This window comes from Streptomyces sp. NPDC005151 (assembly GCF_053599875.1).
On the sequence record NZ_JBSFYR010000099.1, the window covers coordinates 1 to 25976 of the forward strand.

Genomic DNA, 25976 nt, shown 5'->3' on the forward strand with positions numbered 1-25976 from the left:
GATACCGGCGTACCCGGTCCGGATGATCAGCCGCGTTCCCGTACACATGCGCGAGGCAATCGCACGACACGACAGCCGAGTTGAACTCCACAGGCATGGGCGCGTACAACAACGACACCAGGGCCTCCCGGCCTTGCTCGGTTCGATTCCCATCTCCGAGCTACCGAGAGGCCCTGCCTTCATGCCCGCACCGCCAAAAGATCACCCGACCAGGAACTCTGTTCGACCCTCACGCTCCAAGACCGGTTGAGAAACGGCTTCTTACGACAAGCATCAAACCGGGCAATCGTGGCCGGCAGGACAGACAGGAAAGAGTATGCGCTCCAACAGCACGGGGGATCCGGGCGCCGAGCCCCGAGACAGCATCAGCGGCAGACAGACCCTGCCGGAGGACGTCCAGGGGGTGGGATCGGAATACGAGCGAAACGTGCCACACACCAGCGGCCAGGTAGGTCACAGGCGCGAATCGATGTCGTAGGCGGTGGCGAGGACGTCCGCCGACTCGAAGAGACGACAACGCGGACACTGAGGTTGTTTCATAGGTGTCCGCTCATGAAACACGCGGCCGTCCGGTGGTCCACCTGCGGCGATCATGTTTCATGAGTTGTTGCAAATAACTAGGCGTCTGAAACACCCTCATGAAACGATCCGGAGTCGTGAGCGACGACTTCAAGGGCGTGGAATCCCGCGACTGCCCGATGTCCACCTGCGCCGCCCCCGCGGGCTCCCCGTGCCGGACCGGTAAGGGCAAGGTGGCGATCCAGTACCACACCGCGCGCTTCCGCCTCGTGCCCCAACTCGCCAAGGCGCTCAGCGTGCCGACCCCCGCCGTACGCAAGCCGGGGTCGGTGTGGACCGAGCTGCCCCGGCCGGTGAGCGCCGACGCCAAACCGGTCGGGCACGTCCGCCTCGGCTACGCACGCGCCTCGACCGCCCGGCAGTCACTCGACGCACAGCTCGACTCCCTCGCCGAAGCCGGGGTCACCCGCGTCTTCTCGGAGAAGATCTCCACCCGCGCCACCAGGCGCCCCGAGCTGGAGGCCACCGTGAAGCTCGCCGGGGAGATCCGCTCCTCCGGCGTCGCCGTCACCCTTGTCGTCCACGAGCACAAACGCCTCGGCCGCGGCATCGAACTCGCCATGCTCGCCGAAGAGCTGAAGGCCAGCGACGTCGGCCTGGAGTTCCTCACCGGGGAGCTCAAGGGCTCACACGACCCGTCCGGCATCGTCTTCACCGTGCTGGCCGCCATGTCCGGCATGGAGCGCGAGTACATCCGCGACCGCACCCTCGAAGGCCACGAGTCCGCCCGCAAGCGCGGCAAGACCATCGGCGGCGCGGGCGTCACCGACGACGACATGCTGTCCATGGCCCTCCACCTACGCGAACAGGAGATGAGCCTGCGCGACATCGCCAAACGGCTCGTCATCACCACGGGCGCGAAGAAGGGACAGCACCCCTCGCCCGCCACCGTCATGCGGATGCTGCGCGAACACGACGAACAGGTCGCCACGGCAGCGAACCCGCAATGAGTCGTGAGCCGCGAAAGCTACTGGCGGGTTACTTGTTCCCTGGTGTCCGGGCTAGGACTTCGGGGCCCACTCGCCACGGCACATCGAAGCCGAACAGCCTCCGGACACTCGCCGAGCCTGGCGACAGCGCCGGGCGAGCACCTGGTTCCAGCTCGCACGACCCGACGCGCTGAATCACTACGCAGCCCTGCGCAAACTTCTCCGCCAGCACGGGGACACCCTCATCGAGAAGATCTATTCCGGCACCAGCATGCCCTCCTGTTTACTGCTCCAATGAGCTCTTTCCGGGGATTTTCCGCTTACCCCTGACGAAGCTCGGGGCATCACTGGCACGTTCCTTTCCGCTTTTCTTTGATGCCTTAGCCCAGAGGATTCTGACCTTATTGATGGCCCAGGCTGTCCCGTACCACCAGATGAGGCCGGTGATCGCTACGACTGCGGCCACGCCGATGATGGAGAGCACCGTTCCCGCGTTGATGCGGTCTCATCGATCCATGCAAGCGGGGTGCTCTACTCCGTCACGAATCCTTCGCCCCATTCGTCGTGATCCACGGTGTAGGAGTCGATGTGAAAGCAGTTGGGCTCTTCGGAGAAGCCTGGGAGTTTCCGGGCTTCTCCGATTCGCTCCTGCGCTTTTTTGCGACTGGAGTAGACGCCGAGGAGCTTGACATCGTCACCCTCTTCTTCGTCCGCCCAGAAATCCTCCTCCGATTCGAAGTGGCGGATGCCGCCACCGTCATCGGCACTATGGTGGACGTGCCATAGGAGGTAGCGGGTCTCTTCCGGAATCAATCTATGCCCTTCCCCTGCTTGAGAGATGCTTCCGTACCTTGCTGTAGACGCTCCCTGAGCCTTTCTTGTAAGGCGGCCTGTAGCCTCCCTTCTTCATGACTCGATCGGTTGCTTTGTCGAGGCTCTCGCCCTTTCCTCTGCGTTCTCCCTTGGCGAAGTCAGGCACATCGTTCTTCTTTGCCTTGTCCGACTTCCTTGACTCCCGCCAGAGGGTTCTGACCTTGTTGATGGCCCAGGCTTTCCCATACCACCAGATGAGGCCGATGATCGCTACGACTGCGGCCACGCCGATGATGGAGAGCACCGTTCCCGCGCTGATGCCAGTGACAGCCAGACCGGCCAGCGCAATGGCAGCCATGCGTCCGTCGAGGTCGACGAGATTGATGGGGTCGCCGCAGGTGTAGTCGTAGGCGTTGCAGCTTCCGCCGTGGATGGGGTCGGTGCTGAGGAAGCGGCCGGTGTTGGGGTTGTAGAGGCGGGCTCCCATGAGGGTGAGTCCGGTGAGGGTTTCGCTGCTGCGTTGATGGGCGCCGAGCCAGTTGTAGCGGGGGGCTGTCTCGGTGCGGGGGTTGCCGAATTCGTCGGTGTCGGAGGTGGTGGGGGCCTGGTTGGTGTCGAGGGGGAGGTAGAGGGCGATGTCGCCGTGGAGGGCGGTCAGGGTGAGGATTGCCGGGCCGCTGGTGGAGCTGGTGGCGGCGAGGGTTCCGTCGGTTCCGGGAATGTAGCGGGTGATGTCGCCGGCAGTGGCGGATTCGCTGATCCAGCGGGGTGTGTCGCTGTCGTCGGCGTAGTGGTTGGTCTTGTCGGCGGTGGTGGTCCAGGTGGTGCCGTCGCTGGTCTCTACGGTCCAGCTCTGGTGGCGGAAGGCGGCGTCGAGGGTCCAGGTCTGGCGGGTGGTGCCGTTGGTCTGGCGGCGGACGAGGTCGTTGGCGTAGTAGTCGATGCTGCCGTGACCGGGGGCGGTCAGGGTGCGGCCGAGGTCGTCGTAGGTGTAGCCGGTGTCGGTGATGCGGTCGGCGGTGTCGTAGGTGTGGGTGGTGCTGGGTTGTGGTGCGGTGGAGCAGGCGGCGCCGCTGGCTGCGGTGCCGGTGGTCTGGGCGGTTCGGTTGGAGCGTTGGTCGAGGGTGTAGGTGCGGCGGGTGCATTCGGTCTGTGCGGTGTCGTCGGTGCGGGTGAGCCGGCCGACGGCGTCGTACGTGAACTCCTGTGTGGTCCAGCCGGTGTGGCGGGTGACCTGGCTGTGCGCGGAGTAGGTGGCAGTGTCGGAGTAGACCGTGGTGCCGTCGCTGTCGCGGGTGTAGAGGCGTGCGAGGGCGGCGCCCGTGGTGTCGTACTGGGTGCGCGCCGTGTAGCCGCCGGGGAGGGTCTGCTGGGTGGTGCGGCCGTCGGGGTCGTAGGTGGCGGTGAAGGCGCCGGCGACGGAGTCGGTGATGGTGGTGGGCAGGCCGCGGGGTTCGGTGGTGTGGTTGTAGGTGTAGGTGGTGGTGGAGGGGACCCCGTCGGTGATGGTGACGGTTCGGTCGAGGTTGTCGTAGGTGGTGGTCGTGGTGGAGCCGGAGGCGTCGGTGTAGTTGGTGGGGCGGCCCAGGGCGTCGTAGTCGCGGTAGATCGCGCCGGCCGAGGCGGTGTTCCACGAGGACGTCTCGTCCACCAGGCCGGTGGCGGTGTCGTAGTAGGTGTCCTGTTCGGGGACGGTGGCTCCCAGGCCGTCGGTCATCGAGTAGTTGATGATTCGTCCGGCGGCGTCGTAGGTGTAGAAGGTCAGGCGCTCGGTGTCGCCGGAGGTTTCGGTGGTCTGGGCGACGCTGCCGTAGTAGTCGTACTCGGTGGTGGTGTCGGCCCGGTGGGTCGGGTTGCTGCCGCCGCCGGTGATGGCTCCGGCCGGGCCGGTCCAGCAGGGCAGGTCGGCCCATTCGGGCCGTCCCTGGCACCATCCGGTACCCGTCGCGGTCCAGTACTCCGTGATGGTGGTGGCGGCGTCGCTTCCGGTACTGCCGGGGAGACTGGCCGCGATGACGCGGCCCTGGGCGTCATAGTCGGCGGAGGTGTTGATGTTCAGCCCGCCGGTATCCGCGATCGTGAGGTTGGGCAGGCCCAGCCCCCAGTCGTACTGGATCTCGGTGAGGCGCTTGTCGGCCATGAGGGAGTCGTAGCCACGGACGCGGGCGCCGACGATGGCCAGGGTGAGGGCATCCCTGATGACGGCGGTGCCGTTGGTGGGCCGCCCGGTGTCGTACTCGTTGACCGTCCAGGACTGGGCGGGCACGGACGTTCCGGCCGGGATCAGCACCGTGGTGCCGTCCTTGAGGTCAGCGGTGAGGTCGACGCGATGGAGCGGGCCGAACGCCTCCAGCAGGCGTGTCCCGGTGGGGTCGAAGTAGTTGTTCGTGGCGAGGAGGTCGGCGCGGTCGGCGGTGTCGAGGGATTCGATGCCGAGGTCGGCCAGGACGGTCTGCTGGGCGGTGGTCGTCCCCAGGCTGAGGGCCCGGTTGGCCGGGGTGAGCTCGCGGACCGTGTTGCCGAACCGGTCGTAGCCTACGGCGTTCATGTGCCCGCCGGGCTCGGCGGTGTTCAGGGTGCGGCCGGAGGCGTCGAGGTAGGTGACGGTGGCCCGGCTGTAGCTGCCGGAGGTCAGGGACGTACCGACGTGCGAGGCGGGCGTGGCGTCGGCGGGGAAGAGGGCGGTGGCGTCGGTGGGTGCGGTGCGCTGGCCCCAGTCGGAGACGTCTCCGGCGTCCATGGAGCGGGGTGCTGAGCTGCCGGTGAGGGGTACGTCGTAGACGACGCTGGTGGTGGCGGTACCGGAGATGGTGGAGGAGGTGCCGGCCTGGAGGGTGGGTCGGGAAGCGGTGAGGAGCATGCCGGGGCCGGCGGCGGTGCTGGTGCCGGCGGTGCCGTAGGTGAAGGTCCACGGCAGGAGGCCGGGCGGGGTCAGGGTCAGGACGCGGCCGTCGGTGTCGTAGGTGTAGGCGGTCTTGAGCGCCGGGGTGATCTGGGGGTTCCAGGTCTCGCACAGGCGGCCGGAGGTGTCGTAGGAGTAGGCGGCGACGGTGCGGCTGGTGGCGGTGGCGGCACCGGGGGCGGTGGCCCACAGACGCAGTTCCTTGACCTGGCCGGTGTAGTCGCCCAGGGCGCTGGAGGTGGCGGTGGTGGAGGTGGCGTAGACGAACTCCAGGGTGCGGCAGCCCTTGGTGGAGGGGGTGGCCGCGCAGGTGGCGGCGGTGGCGGCGGTGGTGGGGGCGATGAGCCGCTTGGGCCGCGCCAGGGTGGACGGCCCCGAGACGACGGTCTCCGTCTGGACGGTGGCGGTGGAGTTCGTCAGGCCGTCCAGGAGGGTGGTGGCCAGTTGCCAGGTGGTGGCGGAGGTCGGCTTGACGTAGGTGCTGACCGTGCCGTCGGTGTCAGCCAGCGTGAAGGAGGTGGCCACTGAGCCGGTCAGGGTCAGGTACTCGTAGCCGGGTTCGGGGATCCATCCGGTGGCGGCGGCGTTGGCGGTGAAGTGGATGCTGGAGCCGTCGGAGTCGACGAGGTCGACGGCGGTGTCGGTGACGCGCCGGATGTGGGTGTCGCTGGCACCGGTGGTCTCGGCGGCGATGCCGGTGGTCCATTCCTTGCCGAAGATCGGAGCCTGGCCCTGGGTACGGGCGTCGGGGTGCCGGGAGGCCGCCGACCGGGTCACGGTCAGGCCGAAGGCCGAGGCGTCGGTGGCGGCGAGGCTGAACTCGCCGGTCAGCAGGTTCACCTGGCCCGGTCCGACGGAGGTCGTCGCCGCTCCCGATGCGGCCCGGTCGACGACGGCGGTCTGGGCGGGGGCGGACTGGGTGGGGTAGCCGGTCCCGGTGAAGTCGGCTTTGATCTCGATGGCGCCGTCGGGGTTGACGGTGTCGCTGGCGTTCCACACCAGCGGGGCGTTCTTCCCCGAAGGCGCTGCCACCGGCCACGTGGTCAGCGGGGTGCCGCCGGAGGTGACGTCACCGGGCGGGATCGCCACCCAGCCGTCGGCAGCCGATCGGCGCCAGGAGAAGGACACGGAGGTGTACTTGGTGGCGTCCGCCTCGGCTTGGAGCAGAAGGCGGCGGGGGGTGCGGGTGCCGGGGTCGGGGCTGATGATGCCGCCGGCGCCGGCGTGGAAGGTGTACTCGACTTCCTCGGAGCGGTTGTCGGCCTTGTCGACGCTGCGCACGGCCAGGACGTGGGTGCCGTTGGTCGCCGGTGTGACACTGAACGTCTTGGCCGTGGACGCGCCGCCGGTGGCGATCTTCGTCCAGGTGGCGCCGTCGAGGGACCATTCGATCCAGTTGTGGTCGGTGCCGGCCGGCGGGGTGACGGTGAAGGAGCCGGCCTGGCCGGCGCCCTTGACCCAGCTGCTGCTCGGGTAGTCGGTGGAGGTGACCGACGCCGGTGCAAAGGGGGCGGTGGTGTCGACGGTGAAGGATTTCCAGGCCGACCAGGTGCTGCCGGTCAGGGCGCCGTCACCGGCGATGGTGCGGAACGTGTAGGTGGTGCCGTTGGTCAGGAGCCCGGAGGGCACCTTCACCGATGCCGCCGACCCGGAGGCGACCGCGGTCGAGACGATGTTGGAGCCGATCTGCGTGGTGCCGGCGGAGTTGTAGACCTGGAAGGTGCCGGTGACCTTGTCGCCGTTGGGGTCCACGAACGTGTCCCGCAGTGTCGGCGTCGTGGTGGAGACGGTGTAGGCGCCGGAGTAGGAGAAGAACGGCGGTCCGGCCTCCTGCTTGGTGCCGGCCCGGGGGCGCTGGTTGTACGTCACCGTCAGCTTCGGCGGATTCGACGCCGCCTGCGCGGAGTTCACCCGCTTCCACTGCGCCACCACGGTCTCACTGGACGCCCGCAGCCCGAGCGTGGAGGTGTCCGCAGCGGCCGTCGCCCACGACTGGGCCAGGGACGTGACGTCCGCGTTGATCCAGCTGTCCGCCGTGCACGCCGCGTTGCCCTTGGTCTCGGTGGACGTCGCGTACTTCGTCTCCCAGGTCGGCTGCGCCGTCCACCGGCTTGAGGTGGAGGCGGTCGTGGTGGACCACACCTCCCACGGGTAGGCCAGGCAGTCGGTGTTCGCCGAGTGGAAGTTGAACAGCGACAGCTTCGCCGAGGAGACCACCGCGTCCGCCAGCGGTGCGGTCTTCCATGTCACGAAGGACCGCGCGGTGCGGGGTGTCCCGTCGGCGTTCGTCGTCCCCGGGTTGCCCCAGTCCAGCTCGACGTCCCCGGACAGGTCGGTGGTCTCGCCCTGCTGGACGTAGGTGTCGAACAAACCGGCCAGGGCCGTCGTCGACGGGTCGATCGTGACCGGGTACTGCGTGGCAGGGGCCGCGAGGTAGTCGGCGTCCGGTGTGAGGACCAGGTCCGCGCCGCCCTTGCGGGCGACGACCTTCATCGCCACCCGGGCCCGGTTCACCCGGTCCCCCGAGCGGGCGTCGACCTGCTCGTCCCACATCACCGGCGCCGGCATCACCGCCCGCACCGCACCGCGGGCATCGGTGAACTCCACCGACCCACCAGCTGCCTGACGGACCTTCAACCCGGGCGACGACAACGGCAGCGTGTAGCTGAAGCCCGCCTCCGGCCGCTCCCGGAGCACCACGTACTGCTCGAAGCCCGTACGCGTCGCGGAGACCACCAGATCCGCGCCGGGGAAGGCATCCCGGTACGTCGCCGTCCGCCCCTCCAGCGTCGGAGTCGGCAGGACACCCTTCCACTGCAGCGACACCCGATCGCCGCCGCTGCCCAGCGTCACCAGGTCACGGCCGACGCTCTTCTGCGCCGCGGCCAGGGACGGCTCGCCCTGCAGCCCGCCCCGCGCCAGCGTCAGGCCGCGGGGGTGCCCCTGCGGGCGCACACCCGAGGCGTCGGCCACGAGGTCCAAGTCGACCGGCAGCCACTTGCCGTCCTTCTGGAACCGGGTCGGCCCCGCCGTGATCTCCGCCGTCAGCGATCCGTCGGGATTCACCCACGTCGTCGCGGTCTCCGACCGCTCTGCGGCAGCCTCGACACGATGACCGCTCGCCGACGCCGGGGCGAGCTCGGTGACCCCGCTCGTCCTCCATCTGCGGCCCGGCGCGTCGCGGCGAGGCACGCCGGATCTCCGTCCAGCAGGAACGGCGCGACCGGCAGTCGCCGCCGGACGGTCCCGGGTCCACCGAGCTGACCCTGCTCTGAGTCTCCGTCACCACCCCGGCAAACGGGTCAACTCTCACCCGATCATGTCCTTCCGTGTCCGAATGTGGGGAGCATGCGGCGGGGGCTGTGCCACACGCAGCCGCATTCCCTCCACCACGGGAGGCCATATGACGAATCGTTCAGGAATTCTGATCGCCGTCGGTGCGACGGTCGCCGGTCTGGTGACCGCCGTGCCGTCCCCGGCGGCCGCCACCGACGTCGCACCGCATGCCGCGCAACTCCGCTGGACCGACTGCGGCACCAAGGTGTATCCGAAACTGCAGTGCTCAAAGGTCAGTACACCGCTCAATCATGACGATCCGTCGGGTCGGCGGATCACCCTCGCCCTGTCCCGGATCCCGCACACCGCGAAGACCTCGCAGGGCCCGCTGTTCGTCAACCCCGGGGGTCCCGGCGGCAGCGGGCTGACCATGGCCGGGTTCGTGGCCTCTTCGCTCCCGAAGGACGTCGCCGCGCAGTACGACGTGATCGGGTTCGACCCGCGCGGGGTCGGGAAGAGCTCGCCGGCGCTGGACTGTGTACCCAAGTACTTCAAGCCGCCGCGGCCCGACTCGGTGCCGCAGACCCTCGCCGACGAGCGCACCCGCCGCGACCGGGCGCGCAACTTCGCCGCGGAGTGCGGCAGGAAGTACCCCGACCTGCTGCCGTACATGGACACGGTCAGCGCCGCCAAGGACCTCGATGTGATCCGGCAGGCCACCGGCGCCCCGAAGATCAACTACTTCGGGTACTCGTACGGTACGTACCTGGGCGCGGTGTACGCGAAGCTGTTCCCGCAGCGGGTGCGGCGGCTGGTGCTCGACTCGAACGTCGACCCGGAAGGGGTCTGGTACGAGGACAACATCGGCCAGAACTACGCGTTCGACGCCCGCCAGAAGGCGTTCGCCGCATGGGTGGCGAAGCACGACGAGACGTACCGGCTCGGCAACGACCCGGCGAGGGTCGAGGCGGCCTGGTACCGGATGCGCGACGCGGTGCGGAAACAGCCCGCGGGCAAGAAGGTCGGCCCGAGCGAGCTGGAGGACACCTTCCTGCCGGGCGGCTACTACAAGGGGTACTGGCCCTATCTGGCCGACGCGTTCGCCGCGTACGTGAACCACAAGGACCAGGACGCCCTCGTCGCCGCGTACGACCGGCTCGGTGCCGTCGACGCGAAGGGCGACAACGGCTACTCCGTGTACCTGGCCGTGCAGTGCCGCGACTCCCGGTGGCCGCTGAGCTGGAACACCTGGCGCAACGACAGCTGGAAGGTGCACGCCAAAGCGCCCTTCTACGCCTGGAGCAACACCTGGTACAACGCACCGTGCGCCTCCTGGCCGGTGCAGCCGCTGAATCCGGTGCGGGTCTCGAACCACGCGCTCCCGCCGGCGCTGCTCTTCCAGGCCACGGAGGACGCGGCCACACCGTACGCGGGCGGGGTCACCCTGCACCGGCGGCTCCGCGGCTCCAGCCTGGTCGTCGAGCAGGGCGGCGGCAACCACGGTGTCACGCTGAGCGGCAACGCATGCCTGGACAAATATCTGACGGACTATCTCGCCAAGGGCACCGTCCCTCGCGGCGACGGCAGCCTCGCCGACGCGGATGCGGTGTGCGGGACGTCGCCCGACCCGAAGCCGCTGACCGCCGAGGCGGCGAAGTCGGCGAAGCGTGCGGACAGCAAGGGCGGCACGTTGCACGGGCTGCTCGGCTTCCACGGCTGAGGGGACCGGGGCCGGGGCCGGGACCGGGTACGGCGAAGGGAGCCGGACCCGCCCGGCCGCTGCTGCGTCCTCAATCGCCGGACGCGCCCGGCGACGGCAGCCGGCTGATCGCCCGCTCCGCCGCTCCGGCCAGCCTGGGGTGCGGCAGTGCCGCCTCCAGGACCGGGCGGGCCTGCGCGTCGCCGAGCTGCCCCAGACCCTCCACACAGGCCAGCGCGACCCGCCAGTGCGGCTCGTCCGGCCCCAGCAGCCGCTCCAGGGTGCTGATCAGCGCCGGGACGGACTCGGGGGCCCGCAGGGCGGTGAGCAGACGGACCGGGTGCAGGGCGTACGCGGTGCGCAGGGTGTTCGTCGCGAGCGCGGCGGCGGCACGCGGGGTGCGGGGGTCGCCCAGGCGCACCAGGGCGTGGGCCGCGGAGACGCAGCGCTCCGGGTCGCGGTGGTTGAGCAGCAGGACCAGTGCCTCGAAGGCCCGTCGGTCCCCGCCGCAGCCGAGCCGGAACGCGGCGATCTCGCGCGCCCAGAGCGGTCGCTCCCGTTCGACGAGGACCCGGGCCAGTTCCTCGTCGTCGTCGGTGGCGAGCAGTCTGCGGTACGCCGCCGACTCCCCCGCCTCGTCCGCCAGCCGGTCGGTCAGCGACCGGAACTCCTCGTCCATGACCCTGAGGGTATCGGCGGCCACGGTGAGTGTGAGCCGGCGCACAGCGACTCGGGGCTGGCGCGCTCGTTACTCGCCGGTTAATCTCATGTGAGCGGGACACACTCCCCGCCGACTCCAGTGGCCTGGTGACGCAGCCACCCGGAGTGCTTGTCGGTTCGGCAGCTTTGTGAGACGCGACTCCGGGACAGAGTCCGTCACCCCCTCTCCCGTCCGGGCGTGCCTCCCGCGCCTCCGGCCAGGAACACCTCGACACGCAATTCCCGCACGCCATGCGCTGGTTGGACCCTTGTGGCCCCAGCTGATCCGTGCGCGCCGTGCGCCCACTCAGTCGTCACTCATTCTCTGGAGTCCCATGATGGACACCCCTCTCTCCACCATCGCCGTCGTCGGTCTCGGCACCATGGGCATCGGCATCGCCGAGGTCCTGACCCGGGCCGGCCGCGAGGTCATCGGTATCGACGTCAGCGAGGCGGCCGCCCGTCAGGCCGTCGCCGCCCTGGAGGCCTCCACCGCCCGCGCCGTGAAGAAGGGGCGGATCACCGAGGGGGAGCGCCTGGATGCGCTCGCCCGGTTCCGTACCTTCTCCGACCTGCAGGCCGTGGCGGACGCGCAGCTCGTCATCGAGGTCGTTCCCGAGTCGTACGAGATCAAGCAGCAGCTCTTCCGGGAGCTCGACGCGATCGTCTCCCCCACCGCGATCCTGGCGACCGGCACGAACGCCCTGTCGGTGACCCGGCTTGCGGCCGAGTCGCAGCACCCCGAGCGTGTGCTGGGCCTGCACTTCTTCAACCCGGCGCCCGCGATGAAGCTGGTCGAGGTGGTCTCCTCGGTGCTGACCGCGCCGTCGGCCGTCGAGGCGGTCACGGAGCTCGCCCGCGAGCTCGGCAAGGAACCGGTTGCGGTGGGCGACCGGCCGGGCTTCGTCGCCGACGGGCTCCTCTTCGGCTACCTCAACCAGGCTGCCGCGATGTACGAGGCGAACTACGCCTCCCGTGAGGACATCGACGCGGCCATGAAGCTGGGCTGCGGGCTGCCGATGGGCCCTCTCGCGCTGCTCGACCTGATCGGCGTCGACACCGCGCGTACCGTCCTGGAGGCGATGTACTCCGCGTCGCACGACCGGCTGCACGCCCCCGCTCCGATCCTCAAGCAGCTCAGCGAGGCAGGTCTGACCGGCCGCAAGGCGGGCCGCGGCTTCTACACGTACGTGGCGCCGGGCAGCCAGACGGTGGTGCCGGACGCGCAGACGCCGCTGGAGAGCGCCGGAGCGGAGGCCGGGCGCACGGTCCGGTCGGTGGGCGTCGCGGGCTCCGGGACGATGGCCTCGGGTATAGCGGAGGTCTTCGCGAAGGCCGGTTACGACGTGGTGCTCGCCGCGCGCAGCCAGGAGAAGGCGGACACCGCGAAGGGGAGGATCGCCAAGTCGCTGGAGCGTTCGGTCACCAAGGGGCGGCTGACGGCGGAGGCGCGGGACGAGACCCTGGGCCGGATCACCGCTGCCGGTTCGCTGGACTCGTTCGCCGATGTCGACCTCGCGGTCGAGGCGGTCGCCGAGGATCTGGCGGTCAAGCAGCAGCTGTTCGGCACGCTGGACAAGATCTGCAAGCCGGGCGCGGTGCTCGCCACCACCACCTCGTCGCTGCCGGTCGTGGCGTGCGCGCGGGCGACCTCGCGTCCGCAGGACGTCATCGGGATGCACTTCTTCAACCCGGCGCCCGCGATGAAGCTCGTCGAGGTGGTCCGTACGGTGCTGACCGCGGACGATGTCCACGCAACCGTCCGTGAGGTGTGCGGGAAGATCCGCAAGCACCCGGTGGACTGCGGGGACCGGGCCGGATTCATCGTGAACGCGCTGCTGTTCCCGTACCTCAACAACGCGATCAAGATGGTCGAGGAGCACTACGCGACCCTCGACGACATCGACGCCGCGATGAAGCTGGGCGGCGGCTACCCGATGGGCCCGTTCGAGCTCCTGGACGTCGTCGGGCTCGATGTCTCGCTCGCCATCGAGAAGGTGCTGCACAGCGAGTTCCGCGACCCGGGCCTGGCCCCGGCGCCGCTGCTGGAGCACCTGGTGGCTGCCGGCTGCCTCGGCCGCAAGACGGGGCGCGGCTTCCGCGAATATGCCCGGCGCTGAGGACCGGCAGGTGCCTGAACGGCGGACCGGTGCTCCGGCCGGGCGTGAGCGCCCGGCCGGGCCACCGGCGGCTCCCGGGCCGGGAGCCGGATGGGGAGGGCCGCTCGATCCGCCCGCGCAGCCCCCGACGTGGGACGTACGGCCGGGCGGCCCGCCCCCGCAGGCGCGCTCTCCTGCACTGATGCAGTACGTTCACACCATGTCCCAGCCCGCCAGGTCCCCCCGTGTCTCCGCCGCGCCCGACGCCCCGGAAAGTGCCGCAGGAACGCGCGCCGCCGCCCAGCGGCTCAAAATGCGCCGCGAACTGGCCGCCGCGGCGATGGAGCTCTTCGCCACGAAGGGGTACGAGGCGACGACGGTCGACGAGATCGCGGGCGCCGCGGGTGTCGCCCGGCGGACCTTTTTCCGGCACTTCCGCTCCAAGGAAGAGGCGATCTTCCCCGACCACGACGACACTCTCGTCCGGGCCGAGGCCGTCCTCAATGCCGCCCCCGCGCACGAGCACCCGCTCGACACCATCTGCCGCGGCATCAAAGAAGTCATGAAGATGTACGCGGCCAAGCCCGCGGTCTCGGTGGCCCGCTACAAGCTGACCCGTGAGGTCCCCACGCTGCGGGAGGCCGAGATCGCGTCGGTGGCCCGTTACGAGCGGCTGTTCACGCGCTATCTGCTGGGCCACTTCGACGAGCGCGACCACCATGTCGGGAACGACGACCCGCTGCTGGCGGAGGTCGCGGCGTCGGCTGTCGTCACCGCGCACAACCATGTGCTGCGCCGCTGGCTGAGGGCGGGCGGCCAGGGCGATGTGGAGGCCCAGCTCGACCACGCCTTCGCGATCGTCCGGGACACGTTCGGGACGGGCATCGGGGCCGGGCGCATCGCCGGGGCCGAATCGACGCCGGCGCCCGCCGCTTCGGTGAGCACCGAGGGCGAGGTGCTCGTCGCGGTGGCACGGACGGACGCACCGCTCGACGAAGTGATGCGCACGATCCAGCAGGCGCTCAAGGACCGCTGAGCGGGGGCCTGTTGGCCGGCCGCTCCACCGTCGCCGGACGGGCTCGCAGTCGAGCCCGTCCGGCGTTCGCGCGTCCGGGCGGAGAAACCCGGTTGCCGCGCCCGTACCGCCGTGTTCCGGTGGGCGGATGACTCATGATCGCGACATCCTGCTGACTCTCTTCGACCGCGAGTTGCGCGAGCACGCCCGCCCCGACGGGCCCGGCGTCCGCGTCGAGCGCACCGCCGACGTCGTACGGCAGGCCGGGGCGGCCGACGACTGGAACGGTGTCGTCTGGTCGGCCCCCGGTCTGGACGCCGTACGGGCGGATGCGGCCATCGCCGAGCAGGTGGAGCACTTCACGGCGCTCGGCCACGACGAGTTCGAGTGGAAGCTGTACGCGCACGACCGGCCGGCCGACCTGGGGCAGCGGCTGGTGGGCGCCGGCTTCGTCGCGGAGCCGCCGGAGACCCTCCTGGTCGCCCCGGTCGCGGACGTCCCGACGGCCGTGGAGCTCCCCGAGGGGGTCACGCTGCGCACGGTGTCGGATGCGGCCGGTGTGGAGCTGATGGCCGCGGCCCACGAGCGGGCGTTCGGCTCGGACTGGTCGCGGCTGCGGCACCAGGTGCTGGCGCGGCTGACCGAGGCCCCGGACAGCTTCGTCGGGGTGCTGGCCATGGTGGGCGACGAGCCGGTGAGCTCGGCCCGGATGGAGCTGTACCCGGGCACCGGCTTTGCGGGGCTCTGGGGCGGCGGGACCGTGGAACCGTGGCGCGGGAGGGGCATCTACCGGGCGCTGGTCGCCTACCGTGCCCGGATCGCCGCCGAGCGTGGCTTCCGGTATCTGCAGGTCGACGCGACCGACCTGAGCAGACCGATCCTCCAGCGGCTCGGTTTCCGGGCCCTGTCCACCACCACGCCGTATGTGTACCGGCGCCCGGCCTGACCGGACTCAGGGGGACAGAACGACGCGAAACAGCGCCGTTGCTGCTCATGCGTGCCCAGCGGATGACGACTGAGAGAAATTATTGGCACCGAGTGCCTTGCCAGGTGTCACGGAGTGCCATACGTTGAAGTTGTCCGGGGGCCGGCGTGCAGAGACCTCACGTACGCCGGCTGTCCCCGCAAGCCATGTGCCTGCGCGCCCGGGCGCCTGCGTCACAGGCAAACCCTTCTGCTCCACGAGAGCAAGCCGAAGCTTTACCAGCCGAACCGACGGCAGCACCTCCACACCGCACCGCACCCCCGTTGGCAGGGACCCTCAAGCGTCCCTCGACGCAGCTTCACCGGAGGCACACCGTGAAGGAAATCCTGGACGCGATCCAATCGCAGACGGAATCGAAAGGCGGCTCCGCCGCGGGCACCGCCGCAGATTTCGCGGCCCTGTCCATCCCTGAGTCGTACCGCGCGGTGACCGTGCACAAGGACGAGACGGAGATGTTCGCCGGGCTCGCCACCCACGACAAGGACCCCCGCAAGTCGCTGCACCTCGACGAGGTGCCGGTTCCGGAGCTCGGGCCCGGTGAGGCGCTGGTCGCCGTCATGGCCAGCTCGGTGAACTACAACTCCGTCTGGACCTCGATCTTCGAGCCGCTCTCCACCTTCGGGTTCCTGGAGCGCTACGGAAAGCTCAGCGAGCTCACCAAGCGCCACGACCTGCCGTACCACGTCATCGGCTCGGACCTGGCGGGCGTCGTCCTGCGCACCGGCCCCGGCGTCAACGCCTGGCACCCCGGCGACGAGGTCGTCGCGCACTGCCTCTCGGTCGAACTGGAGTCCTCGGACGGCCACAACGACACGATGCTCGACCCCGAGCAGCGGATCTGGGGCTTCGAGACCAACTTCGGCGGCCTGGCAGAGCTCGCACTTGTCAAGTCCAACCAGCTGATGCCGAAGCCGCAGCACCTCAGCTGGGAGGAGGCCGCGGCTCCGGGCCTGGTCAACTCCACCGCGTACCGCCAGCTCGTCTCGCGCAACGGCGCCGGCATGAAGCAGGGCGACAACGTGCTGATCTGGGGCGCCAGCGGCGGACTCGGTTCATACGCCACGCAGTTCGCGCTGGCCGGTGGCGCCAACCCGATCTGTGTCGTCTCCAGCGAGCAGAAGGCGGACATCTGCCGGAAGATGGGCGCAGAGGCGATCATCGACCGCAACGCCGAGGGCTACAAATTCTGGAAGGACGAGCACAACCAGGACCCGCGCGAGTGGAAGCGGTTCGGCAAGCGCATCCGTGAGCTGACCGGCGGCGAGGACGTCGACATCGTCTTCGAGCACCCGGGCCGCGAGACCTTCGGCGCCTCGGTGTACGTGACCCGCAAGGGCGGCACGATCGTCACCTGCGCCTCGACCTCGGGCTACAACCACGAGTACGACAACCGCTACCTGTGGATGTCGCTGAAGAAGATCGTGGGCTCCCACTTCGCCAACTACCGCGAGGCGTGGGAGGCCAACCGGCTGGTCGCCAAGGGCAAGATCCACCCGACGCTGTCGAAGGTCTACTCCCTGGAGGAGACCGGCCAGGCCGCGTACGACGTGCACCGCAACCTGCACCAGGGCAAGGTCGGCGTCCTGGCGCTGGCCCCGCGCGAGGGTCTGGGTGTGCGCAACGAGGAGCTGCGCGAGCAGCACATCGACGCCATCAACCTGTTCCGTGACGCGTCAGCGGAGCGGACCAATAAGCACAGCCGTGACGCGTCAGCGGAGCGGACCAATAAGCACAGCCAGGACGTCTGACATGAGTGGGCGTCAGAAGGACCGCCCGTGGCTCATGCGGACGTACGCCGGTCACTCGACCGCCGAGGCGTCCAACGAGCTCTACCGGCGCAACCTCGCCAAGGGCCAGACGGGTCTGTCGGTCGCCTTCGACCTGCCGACCCAGACGGGTTACGACCCCGACCACATCCTCGCCCGCGGCGAGGTCGGCCGGGTCGGCGTGCCCGTCTCGCACCTCGGTGACATGCGGCGGCTGTTCCAGGACATACCGCTGGAACAGATGAACACCTCGATGACGATCAACGCCACCGCGATGTGGCTGCTGGCGCTCTATCAGGTGGTCGCCGAGGAGCAGGGCGCCGACGCAACGAAGCTCCAGGGCACCACGCAGAACGACATCGTCAAGGAGTACCTCTCGCGCGGGACGCATGTCTTCCCGCCCGGTCCCTCGCTGCGGCTGACCACCGACATGATCACGTACACGGTCAACCACATCCCGAAGTGGAACCCGATCAACATCTGCAGCTATCACCTGCAGGAGGCGGGTGCCACTCCGGTCCAGGAGATCGCGTACGCCATGTCGACGGCCATTGCGGTCCTGGACGCCGTGCGCGACTCGGGCCAGGTGCCGGAGGAGAAGTTCGGCGATGTGGTCGCCCGCATCTCCTTCTTCGTGAACGCCGGCGTCCGCTTCATCGAGGAGATGTGCAAGATGCGCGCCTTCGGCCGCATCTGGGACCAGGTCACCCGCGAGCGGTACGGCATCACCGACGCCAAGCAGCGCCGATTCCGCTACGGCGTCCAGGTCAACTCGCTCGGACTGACCGAGGCGCAGCCGGAGAACAACGTCCAGCGCATCGTCCTGGAGATGCTGGCCGTGACCCTCTCCAAGGACGCCCGCGCCCGGGCCGTGCAGTTGCCCGCCTGGAACGAGGCGCTGGGGCTCCCCCGGCCCTGGGACCAGCAGTGGTCGCTCCGCATCCAGCAAGTCCTCGCGCACGAGAGCGATCTGCTGGAGTACGAGGACATCTTCGCCGGATCGCATGTGATCGAGGCCAAGGTCGACTCCCTGGTCACCGAGTCCCTCGCGGAGATCGACCGGATCCAGCAGATGGGCGGCGCGATGGCGGCCGTCGAGTCCGGCTATCTGAAGTCGGAGCTGGTCTCCTCGCATGCGCAGCGGCGGGCCCGGATCGAGGGCGGCGAGGAGAAGATCGTCGGCGTCAACATCTACGAGACGACCGAGCCGAACCCGCTCACGGCGGACCTCGACGGCGCGATCATGACGGTCGACCCCGCCAATGAGGCGAGGGTGGTCGCGGCGCTCCACGAGTGGCGCGACCACCGTGACGAGGCGCGCGCCTCCGAGGCCCTCGCGGCGTTGAAGAAGGCCGCGGCCGGCACCGAGAACATGATGGAAGCGACCGTGGAGTGCGCCCGCGCGGGTGTCACCACCGGCGAGTGGTCGTGGGCGCTGCGCGACGTGTTCGGCGAGTTCCGGGCCCCGACGGGTGTCTCGTCCGCCCCGGTCGCCGTCACCGCGGAGGCCGGCACGCCGCTCGCTCTCGTACGGGAGAAGGTCGCCCGCACCGCCGAGGACCTCGGCGTCGGACGGCTGCGGCTGCTGGTCGGCAAGCCGGGCCTGGACGGGCACTCCAACGGCGCCGAGCAGATCGCCGTACGGGCCCGTGACGCCGGGTTCGAGGTCGTCTACCAGGGGATCAGGCTGACCCCCGAACAGATCGTCTCGGCGGCGCTCGCCGAGGACGTGCACTGCGTCGGGCTGTCGATCCTGTCCGGCTCGCACGCCGCGCTGGTGCCGGACGTACTGATCCGGCTGCGCGAGGCCGGCGCGAACGACATCCCGCTGATCGCGGGCGGGATCATTCCGCCCGCCGATGCCGCCGTGCTGATCGAGGCGGGTGTCGCCGCCGTTTTCACCCCGAAGGACTTCGGTATCACGGAGATCATCGGCCGTATCGTCGACGAGATCCGGAAAGCGAACAAGCTCGACCCTCTGGAGGTCCCCGCATGACCCAGCCCGCCCACCCGTCTCCCGCCACCACCCTTCCGGGGAGCGGCTCCGCCGCGCACCTCCCGAACCGCCTGCGTCCCCGCCGCTCGTGTCTGGCCGTGCCCGGCTCGAACCCGCGGTTCCTGGAGAAGGCCCAGGGCCTCCCCGCCGACCAGGTCTTCCTGGACCTCGAGGACGCCTGCGCTCCGCTCGCCAAGGAGGGCGCCCGGCACCACATCGTCGACGCTCTGAACAATGGCGACTGGACGGGCAAGACCCGGGTCGTCCGCGTCAACGACTGGACGACGCACTGGACGTACCGCGATGTGATCACGGTCGTCGAGGGCGCGGGCCAGAACCTCGACTGCATCATGCTGCCGAAGGTGCAGGACGCCCAGCAGGTCGTCGCGCTCGACCTCCTGCTGACCCAGATCGAGAAGACGATGGGCTTCGAGGTCGGGAAGATCGGCATCGAGGCGCAGATCGAGAACGCCAAGGGCCTGGTGAACATCGACGACATCGCCGCCGCCTCGCCGCGCCTGGAGACGCTGATCTTCGGCCCGGCCGACTTCATGGCGTCGATCAACATGAAGACCCTGGTCGTCGGTCAGCAGCCGCCCGGCTACGGCGCGGACGCGTACCACTACATCCTGATGCGCATTCTGATGGCGGCCCGTACGCACGACCTCCAGGCGATCGACGGCCCCTTCCTGCAGATCCGTGACGTGGACGCGTACCGCGAGGTCGCAGGCCGTGCGGCGGCGCTGGGCTTCGACGGCAAGTGGGTGCTGCACCCCGGTCAGGTCGACGCGGCCAACGAGGTGTTCTCGCCCTCGCAGGAGGACTACGACCACGCCGAGCTGATCCTCGACGCATACGAGTGGTGCACCTCGGAAAAGGGCGGCAAGAAGGGTTCGGCGATGCTCGGCGACGAGATGATCGACGAGGCCAGCCGGAAGATGGCGCTCGTCATCGCGGGCAAGGGCCGCGCGGCCGGTATGCAGCGCACCTCCAAGTTCGAAGCGCCGGAGGCCTGATCATGCAGTTCGGACGTACCTATGAGGAGTTCGAGGTCGGTGCGGTGTACAAGCACTGGCCCGGAAAGACGGTCACCGAGTACGACGACCATCTTTTCTGTCTGCTGACCATGAATCATCACCCGCTGCACATGGACAGCAACTACGCGGAGAAGACGACCGATTTCGGCAAGAACGTTGTAGTTGGCAACTACATCTACTCGTTGTTGCTCGGCATGTCCGTGCCGGACGTCTCCGGCAAGGCGATCGCCAACCTGGAGGTCGAGTCGCTGAAGCATGTCGCGCCGACCTTCCACGGCGACACGATCTACGGCGAGACGACCGTTCTCAACAAGACTCCGTCAAAGTCCAAGAGCGACCGCGGAATCGTTTACGTGGAGACCAGGGGCTACAAGCAGGACGGGACGCTCGTCTGCGTGTTCCGCCGCAAGGTGATGGTCCCCACCGAGACGTACATCAAGGAGCGCGGCGGAGAGCAGCCCGGCCGCCCGGAGTTGAACCAGCCTTCGCAGAAGAACGTGGAGAAGTAGCCATGACGCGACTCGCCCAGACCGCCGGCCTGAACGACATCCAGCAGGAAATCCTCTCCACGGTCCGGGATTTCGTCGACAAGGAGATCCTTCCTGTCGCGACCCAACTGGAGCACCGCGACGAGTACCCGACGGAGATCGTCGAGGGACTCAAGGAACTCGGCCTGTTCGGGCTGACGATTCCCGAGGAGTACGGGGGTCTGGGTGAGTCGCTTCTCACATACGCGCTCTGCGTGGAGGAAATCGCCCGCGGCTGGATGAGCGTGTCGGGAATCATCAACACGCACTTCATCGTGGCGTACATGCTCAAGCAGCACGGCACCCAGGAGCAGAAGGACACGTTCCTGCCCCGAATGGCGCTGGGCGAGGTCCGGGGCGCGTTCTCGATGTCCGAGCCGGCGCTGGGCTCCGACGTCTCCGCGATCACCTCCAAGGGCGTCAGGGACGGCGACGAGTACGTCCTGAACGGCCAGAAGATGTGGCTGACGAACGGCGGCACGTCCTCGCTCGTCGCCGTACTGTGCCGGAGTGACGAAGGCCACCCCGAGGGCACGGCCCCGCACAAGTCGATGACGACCTTCCTGGTGGAGAAGGAACCGGGCTTCGGCGAGGTCCGGCCGGGGCTCACCATCCCCGGAAAGATCGACAAGATGGGTTACAAGGGCGTCGACACGACCGAACTCATCATGGACGGACTGCGCATTCCGGCCAATCGCGTACTCGGCGGCACCACCGGCCGCGGATTTTACCAAATGATGGACGGCGTCGAGGTCGGCCGGGTAAATGTGGCCGCGCGTGGTTGCGGTGTCGCGCAGCGTGCATTCGAACTGGGTGTTTCCTACGCTCAGCAGCGCCACACCTTCGGAAAGCCGATCGCCCAGCACCAGGCCATCCAGTTCAAGCTGGCCGAAATGGCCACCAAGGTCGAAGCCGCCCATGCAATGATGGTCAATGCAGCACGCAAAAAGGACTCCGGAGAACGAAACGACCTGGAGGCAGGGATGGCGAAGTACCTCGCCTCCGAGTACTGCAAGGAAGTCGTCGAGGACGCCTTCCGCATCCACGGCGGCTACGGCTTCTCCAAGGAGTACGAGATCGAGCGCCTCTACCGGGAGGCCCCGATGCTGCTGATCGGTGAAGGTACCGCCGAGATCCAGAAAATGATCATTGGGCGCCGACTCCTCGAGGAGTACCGGTTCCAGGGCTAATTGTCCCCTTCGAGGCGATTTCGCCGCGAAGAAGATCACACCCTGCCATCCTTTGCCGGTGCCTTCAAGCCGTCCGACTCGGCTGCTGGCTTGCCCAGTTGCGGCCCGCAACCGATAACATCGCCGGAAAAGCCGCCGTCCCCCGTTGCCAGCGCGGCCTCATCCGCTACGAAGGTCATCCATGCCCGACAGCCAAACCTCTGCACCACGCGGCGGGGTCCGCCTTGCGCGCGGAGCTTCGCCGTGGCTCCTCCCGACCGTCGCCACCGCGGCCCTCAGCCTCGCCCGGGCCCGCAGGTCCGGACGCTGGGCCGCGGTGGCCGTGCCCACCACCGCCCTCGCGGCGGGCATGCTGTGGTTCTTCCGCGACCCCGAGCGCGAGATCACCCAGGGCCGGGTCATCTCTCCGGCTGACGGTGTGGTGCAGAGCATCATGCCGTGGAAGGACGGACGCACCCGCGTCGCGATCTTCATGAGCCCGCTGAACGTCCATGTCAACCGCGCGCCGCTGGCCGGCACCGTGACATCGGTCGAGCACATCCCCGGTGGGTTCGTTCCGGCGTTCAACAAGGAGAGCGAGAACAACGAGCGCGTTGTCTGGCACTTCGACACGGAGCTCGGCGACATCGAGATGGTGCAGATCGCGGGTGCGGTCGCCCGTCGCATCGTCCCGTACCTCCCGCAGGGCACGAAGGTCGAGCAGGGCGAGCGCATCGGTCTGATCCGCTTCGGCTCCCGGGTCGACATCTACCTTCCGGAGGGTGTCGAGGTCGCGGTCGAGGTCGGCCAGGCCACCACCGCGGGGGTGACTCGAATTGACCGTGATTGATCCCGACACGCAGGCCGGCTGGGTGCCGGAGAGCGAGTGCGAGGACGACGTCGAGGACATGCCGCTCTCTCTGCGGCTGTCGATAGCGGACACCCTTACTCTCGGCAACGCCACGTGCGGTTTCATGGCGGTGTACTTCACCACCACGGGAATCCTCATCCCGCACCTCACGGGCAGCGACGAAAGCGGCATGGCCCGGCACTCTGCGGCCACCGCCGTGATCCTGATGCTCCTCGCCGCGGTCTTCGACCTCTTCGACGGGCTGGTGGCGCGCAAGCTCCGCTCCTCGCCGATGGGTGCGGAGCTGGACAACCTCTCGGACCTGATCAGCTTCGGGCTGGCCCCGGCGTACTTCGTGCTCGTGTACGGCATGGTCGCGGACGACGCATACGAGCGGGTGTCGGCGCTCGCGGCGATCGTCGTCCTGCTTGCCGTGGTGCTGAGACTTGCCAGATTCTCCTGCGTGACCATGAAGGACGGCATGTTCCAGGGCATGCCGAGCCCCTTCGGAGCGCTCACGGTCGTCTCGATCGTGCTCCTGGAGCTGCCCTTCGTACCGACGCTCCTCGCGATCATCGGAGTGGCGTGGCTGATGGTCAGCCGGGTCGAGTACCCGAAGCCGCGGGGAGTCCTCGCGGTGGCAATGCTCAGCTGGATCGTGGCCGCGATGGGCCTGCTCGCCGCATGGGCGTTCGATGCCCCCGGCGGTCACCTGCTCCTGCAGACCGGCTGCGCGCTGCAGGTGGTCCTGGGAGCGGTCATCCCGCTCTTCGCGACGGCGCGGCGGGTGAACACCTTCCGCGACAACCGGCGCGAGGCCCGGGCGGCTCAGCTGCCCTAGGGCTGCGCGGCGGAGCCGCACAGAACGTACGACGAGGGCCCGGGTGCTTCCCCAGCACCCGGGCCCTCGCGCTTGTCCGGTCGGGCACCCGCTACGCGCCCCGCGCGCGGACCCAGCGGGCGGCGAGCAGGACGGCGATGTCGTCGGGGCGGTCGGGCTCCCGTCTCGCCTCCCCGATCACCAGGTCCGCCATGCCGGCGAGGGACGGCGCGTCGGCTGCCTCGATGATGCCGCGCAGCCGCTCGACGCCGTCGTCGATATCGGCCCCCGCCTGCTCGACCAGTCCATCGGTGTAGAGCGCAAGGATCGCGCCCGGGGGCAGCCGCAGACTGCTGACGGGGTAGGTGGCGTCAGGGGTGACGCCGAGCACCACCCCGCCGGGGAGTTCCAGGACCTCGGTCGTGCCGTCGGGATGGCGCAGCAGGGGTTGCGGGTGCCCGGCCCGGACGAGCTGCGTCCGACCGGTGGCGGGGTCGAGGACGATGTAGCAGCAGCTGGCGATCTGGCCCGGGTCGAGGTCGATGAGCAGCCGGTTGGTGCCGCTCATCACTTCCTGCGGGTCGTGCCCGCTGAGCGCGAAGGCGCGTACGGCGCTGCGCAGCTGGCCCATCGTCGCCGCGGCGGCGACACCGTGCCCCTGGACGTCCCCGATGACCAGGGCCAGCCCCCGGTCGGTCTCGATGACGTCGTACCAGTCGCCGCCGATGTCCATGCCCTGGGTGCCGGGGAGGTACCGCCCCGCGGTGTCGACCTGGTCGAGTACGGGCAGCCGGTGCGGCAGCAGGGCGTTCTGCAGGCCGCGGGCCACGGCAGACTCGGTGTCGTACCGCTGGGCTCGTTTGAGGGCGTGGGCGATGAGTCCGGCGAGCGCGGTGAGAACCGTGCGTTCCTCGGGGCTGAAGCCTCGCGGCCGGTCGAAGCCGAGGATGCAGGAGCCGACGGGCCGCCCGGAGGCGATGAGCGGCAGGAAGGCGCGGGCGCCGACGCTCTTGTCCAGGGGAATGCCGGGGTAGGCGGAGGCCAGGCGCTGCATGGATTCGAAGAAGATGGGGCGGCCGGAGGTGAGCGTCTCGACGCCGGGCAGATGGGCGTCGAGCCCGACGCCGTCGAAGCGGTTCAGGAAGCCGTGCGGGAATCCGGTCTCCCAGGCCAGGTAGAGGTGGCGTTCATTCAGCAGGTAGATCGCCAGCTGCCTGCCGCCGAACGCGGGGAGCAGCTCCTGGGTGACCACCGCGGACACCTGGCGGGCGGTGACGGCCTCCGTCAGCGCGATCGCGAGGGCGACGGGACGGTACACCCCGGCCGCGCCCTCCACCGGGGAACCCAGGCCCTCGCCCAATGCGACGGAGTCGCCCGGCGGGAAGGAGGGCTCTTCCGTGGCGGAGAGTGTGGCGGTCACGCCGTCGTGGCCCGGGTACAGGGACACCGCCAGCCAGTCCCGCTCGGTGCGGCGCGCGAGGAAGTGCACGGGTTCGTGGGACAGCAGTGCGGCCCGGTGGTGGTCCTCGTAGGCGGGATGCCCGAACCACGGCAGGGCCTCCCACAGGAGGCTTCCGAGCAGCTCGGCCCGCTGCCGGCCGAGCAGTTCCTCCGCCGGCTGGTTGACGTAGGTGATCCGTCCGAGCCGGTCGAGCGAGAAGATGCCGTGCGGGAGCCGGTCGGCGGCCTCGGCGATGACCGGTCCGGCCCCGAGGTCCACCAGGAATCCGGCCAGTGTCCCGGCCGCGCTGCTGTGCGGTGGCTGGGCCCAGCGGCTGGAGAGTTCCAGGAGGTTGGTCCGGCCGTCGGGGCCGCGCAACCGCATCCTGCGTACGAGCGGTCCGCCCGCGCTCGCCGCCCGGCGGGCGAGGGTCCACAGTCCGTACACGTCCTCCGGTGCCAGCAGTGCCATAAGGGCGTCGACGGTGCCCGGGAACCGCGCGGGCTCGGTGCCGAGGATCCCGCACAGCTCCGCGTCGGCGTCGACGGCACCGGTTTCGAGGTCCCAGTCGAAGTGCCCGATCCGTACCGGTGGCACGGTGACGGAGGGCAGCTGCACGGGGACCGGCTCGCCGTCCCATACGACCTTGGTGCTCCCGGCCGCCAGTCCGGCGAGCTCCGCACCGAGCCGATGGGCGATGTCGCGGAGCGCGCGCCGGTCGGCGTGCGAGACGGGTTTGCCGGGGGTGGCCGGGCGCAGCACCACGAGAACGCCGAACTTCTCCTGGCCGCCGAAGACGGGCACGTACAGCGAACCGAACGGGAACGGCATGCCCGCCATCAGCTGCGGGAACCGGCGCATGCCCTCCTCGGCGTCGGCGAGGTGGACGGGCTTCCCCGAGCGGTACGCCTCGGCCACGGGGAAGGGCCGGTTCACATGCATGCGCCACCAGGGGTGGAACAGCTGGGTCGGCAGCCCGGCGAGCACGGAGAGGCGCAGCAGCTCGGGGTCACGGGAGCACAGATATATGCCGCCGGCATACCCACCAGCGGACTCGATCGCGCTCACTGCGGCCTGCGCGAGCACCAGGGACAATTCGTCCGGCACCCCGCCGCCGCTCGCCCTCCCCGGCACCACCACGTTCTCGGGCGGAGGGTACGGGGGCAGGCCGTACGAGGTCACACAGCCAGGATGCGCCCCGGCCCGCCCGCGGCGCACCTCGGTGCCTGTGCCGAGGCGGGCGGCGGGCAGAAGTTCCGTGCGCGCCGGACCGAGCTCAGGGGTTGACAGCTGCTTGGCTGGGAGCATGCACGAGGTCGTTTTAGCTCGATCGTGTGACGGTCGGTTGATGGGCTTGCGGTGGGCCGGGAAGAC

16 protein-coding genes are annotated in these 25976 nt (G+C 69.2%); 12 read left to right on the plus strand and 4 right to left on the minus strand.

Annotated features, from left to right (window positions below):
- Positions 1–656: 656 nt before the first annotated feature.
- On the plus strand, positions 657–1529 hold the full coding sequence (locus tag ACWD6R_RS33770) for a recombinase family protein (protein ID WP_451822206.1): 873 nt from the start codon (positions 657–659) through the stop codon (positions 1527–1529).
- A gap of 510 nt (positions 1530–2039) precedes the next feature.
- Here the strand turns inward: ACWD6R_RS33770 and ACWD6R_RS33775 are convergent.
- Both ACWD6R_RS33775 and ACWD6R_RS33780 read right to left on the minus strand, forming a co-directional pair.
- Positions 2040–2321, minus strand: a complete 282-nt coding sequence (locus ACWD6R_RS33775) for a DUF7336 domain-containing protein (protein ID WP_366134509.1) — start codon at positions 2319–2321, stop codon at positions 2040–2042.
- Between the two features lies 1 nt (position 2322).
- Positions 2323–8415: a DNRLRE domain-containing protein gene (locus ACWD6R_RS33780; protein ID WP_451822207.1), complete on the minus strand. Its 6093-nt coding sequence runs from the start codon at positions 8413–8415 to the stop codon at positions 2323–2325.
- A gap of 211 nt (positions 8416–8626) precedes the next feature.
- Here ACWD6R_RS33780 and ACWD6R_RS33785 point away from each other — a divergent pair, with 211 nt between their 5' ends.
- Positions 8627–10219, plus strand: a complete 1593-nt coding sequence (locus ACWD6R_RS33785) for an alpha/beta hydrolase (protein ID WP_451822208.1) — start codon at positions 8627–8629, stop codon at positions 10217–10219.
- Between the two features lie 70 nt (positions 10220–10289).
- On the opposite strand, the gene ACWD6R_RS33790 is transcribed toward ACWD6R_RS33785, so the two are convergent.
- The gene (locus ACWD6R_RS33790) at positions 10290–10877 is read right to left on the minus strand and encodes an adenylosuccinate lyase (protein WP_451822209.1); all 588 of its coding nucleotides are present in this window, start codon (positions 10875–10877) and stop codon (positions 10290–10292) included.
- A gap of 358 nt (positions 10878–11235) precedes the next feature.
- Here ACWD6R_RS33790 and ACWD6R_RS33795 point away from each other — a divergent pair, with 358 nt between their 5' ends.
- From ACWD6R_RS33795 to pssA, 10 genes are all read left to right on the plus strand, one after another.
- The gene (locus ACWD6R_RS33795; protein WP_451822217.1) at positions 11236–13017 is read left to right on the plus strand and encodes a 3-hydroxyacyl-CoA dehydrogenase family protein; all 1782 of its coding nucleotides are present in this window, start codon (positions 11236–11238) and stop codon (positions 13015–13017) included.
- A gap of 199 nt (positions 13018–13216) precedes the next feature.
- Complete coding sequence (locus ACWD6R_RS33800) at positions 13217–14032, plus strand: TetR family transcriptional regulator (RefSeq protein WP_451822210.1); 816 nt, start codon at positions 13217–13219, stop codon at positions 14030–14032.
- A 127-nt stretch (positions 14033–14159) separates the two neighbouring features.
- A complete protein-coding gene (locus ACWD6R_RS33805) occupies positions 14160–14957 on the plus strand; it encodes a GNAT family N-acetyltransferase (RefSeq protein ID WP_451822211.1) in 798 nt (265 codons plus the stop codon).
- 353 nt (positions 14958–15310) lie between these two features.
- Positions 15311–16744 carry a crotonyl-CoA carboxylase/reductase gene (gene ccrA / locus ACWD6R_RS33810; protein ID WP_451822212.1) on the plus strand — a complete coding sequence of 478 codons (1434 nt, stop codon included), beginning with the start codon at positions 15311–15313 and terminating at the stop codon, positions 16742–16744.
- A 1-nt stretch (position 16745) separates the two neighbouring features.
- A complete protein-coding gene (locus ACWD6R_RS33815) occupies positions 16746–18758 on the plus strand; it encodes a protein meaA (RefSeq protein WP_451822213.1) in 2013 nt (670 codons plus the stop codon).
- A complete protein-coding gene (locus ACWD6R_RS33820) occupies positions 18755–19774 on the plus strand; it encodes an HpcH/HpaI aldolase/citrate lyase family protein (protein WP_327243402.1) in 1020 nt (339 codons plus the stop codon). Before ACWD6R_RS33815 ends, ACWD6R_RS33820 begins: the two co-directional genes overlap by 4 nt.
- Before the next feature lie 2 nt (positions 19775–19776).
- Complete coding sequence (locus ACWD6R_RS33825; protein ID WP_451822214.1) at positions 19777–20304, plus strand: MaoC family dehydratase; 528 nt, start codon at positions 19777–19779, stop codon at positions 20302–20304.
- A 2-nt stretch (positions 20305–20306) separates the two neighbouring features.
- Positions 20307–21512 carry an acyl-CoA dehydrogenase family protein gene (locus ACWD6R_RS33830; RefSeq protein WP_451822215.1) on the plus strand — a complete coding sequence of 402 codons (1206 nt, stop codon included), beginning with the start codon at positions 20307–20309 and terminating at the stop codon, positions 21510–21512.
- 181 nt (positions 21513–21693) lie between these two features.
- On the plus strand, positions 21694–22341 hold the full coding sequence (locus ACWD6R_RS33835; RefSeq protein WP_393305339.1) for a phosphatidylserine decarboxylase: 648 nt from the start codon (positions 21694–21696) through the stop codon (positions 22339–22341).
- Positions 22328–23182 carry a CDP-diacylglycerol--serine O-phosphatidyltransferase gene (gene pssA / locus ACWD6R_RS33840; RefSeq protein ID WP_451822216.1) on the plus strand — a complete coding sequence of 285 codons (855 nt, stop codon included), beginning with the start codon at positions 22328–22330 and terminating at the stop codon, positions 23180–23182. The genes ACWD6R_RS33835 and pssA overlap by 14 nt, the downstream gene beginning before the upstream one ends.
- A gap of 91 nt (positions 23183–23273) precedes the next feature.
- Here the strand turns inward: pssA and ACWD6R_RS33845 are convergent, their stop codons facing one another.
- On the minus strand, positions 23274–25709 hold the full coding sequence (locus ACWD6R_RS33845) for a SpoIIE family protein phosphatase (RefSeq protein WP_451822218.1): 2436 nt from the start codon (positions 25707–25709) through the stop codon (positions 23274–23276).
- Between the last annotated feature and the right edge of the window lie 267 nt (positions 25710–25976).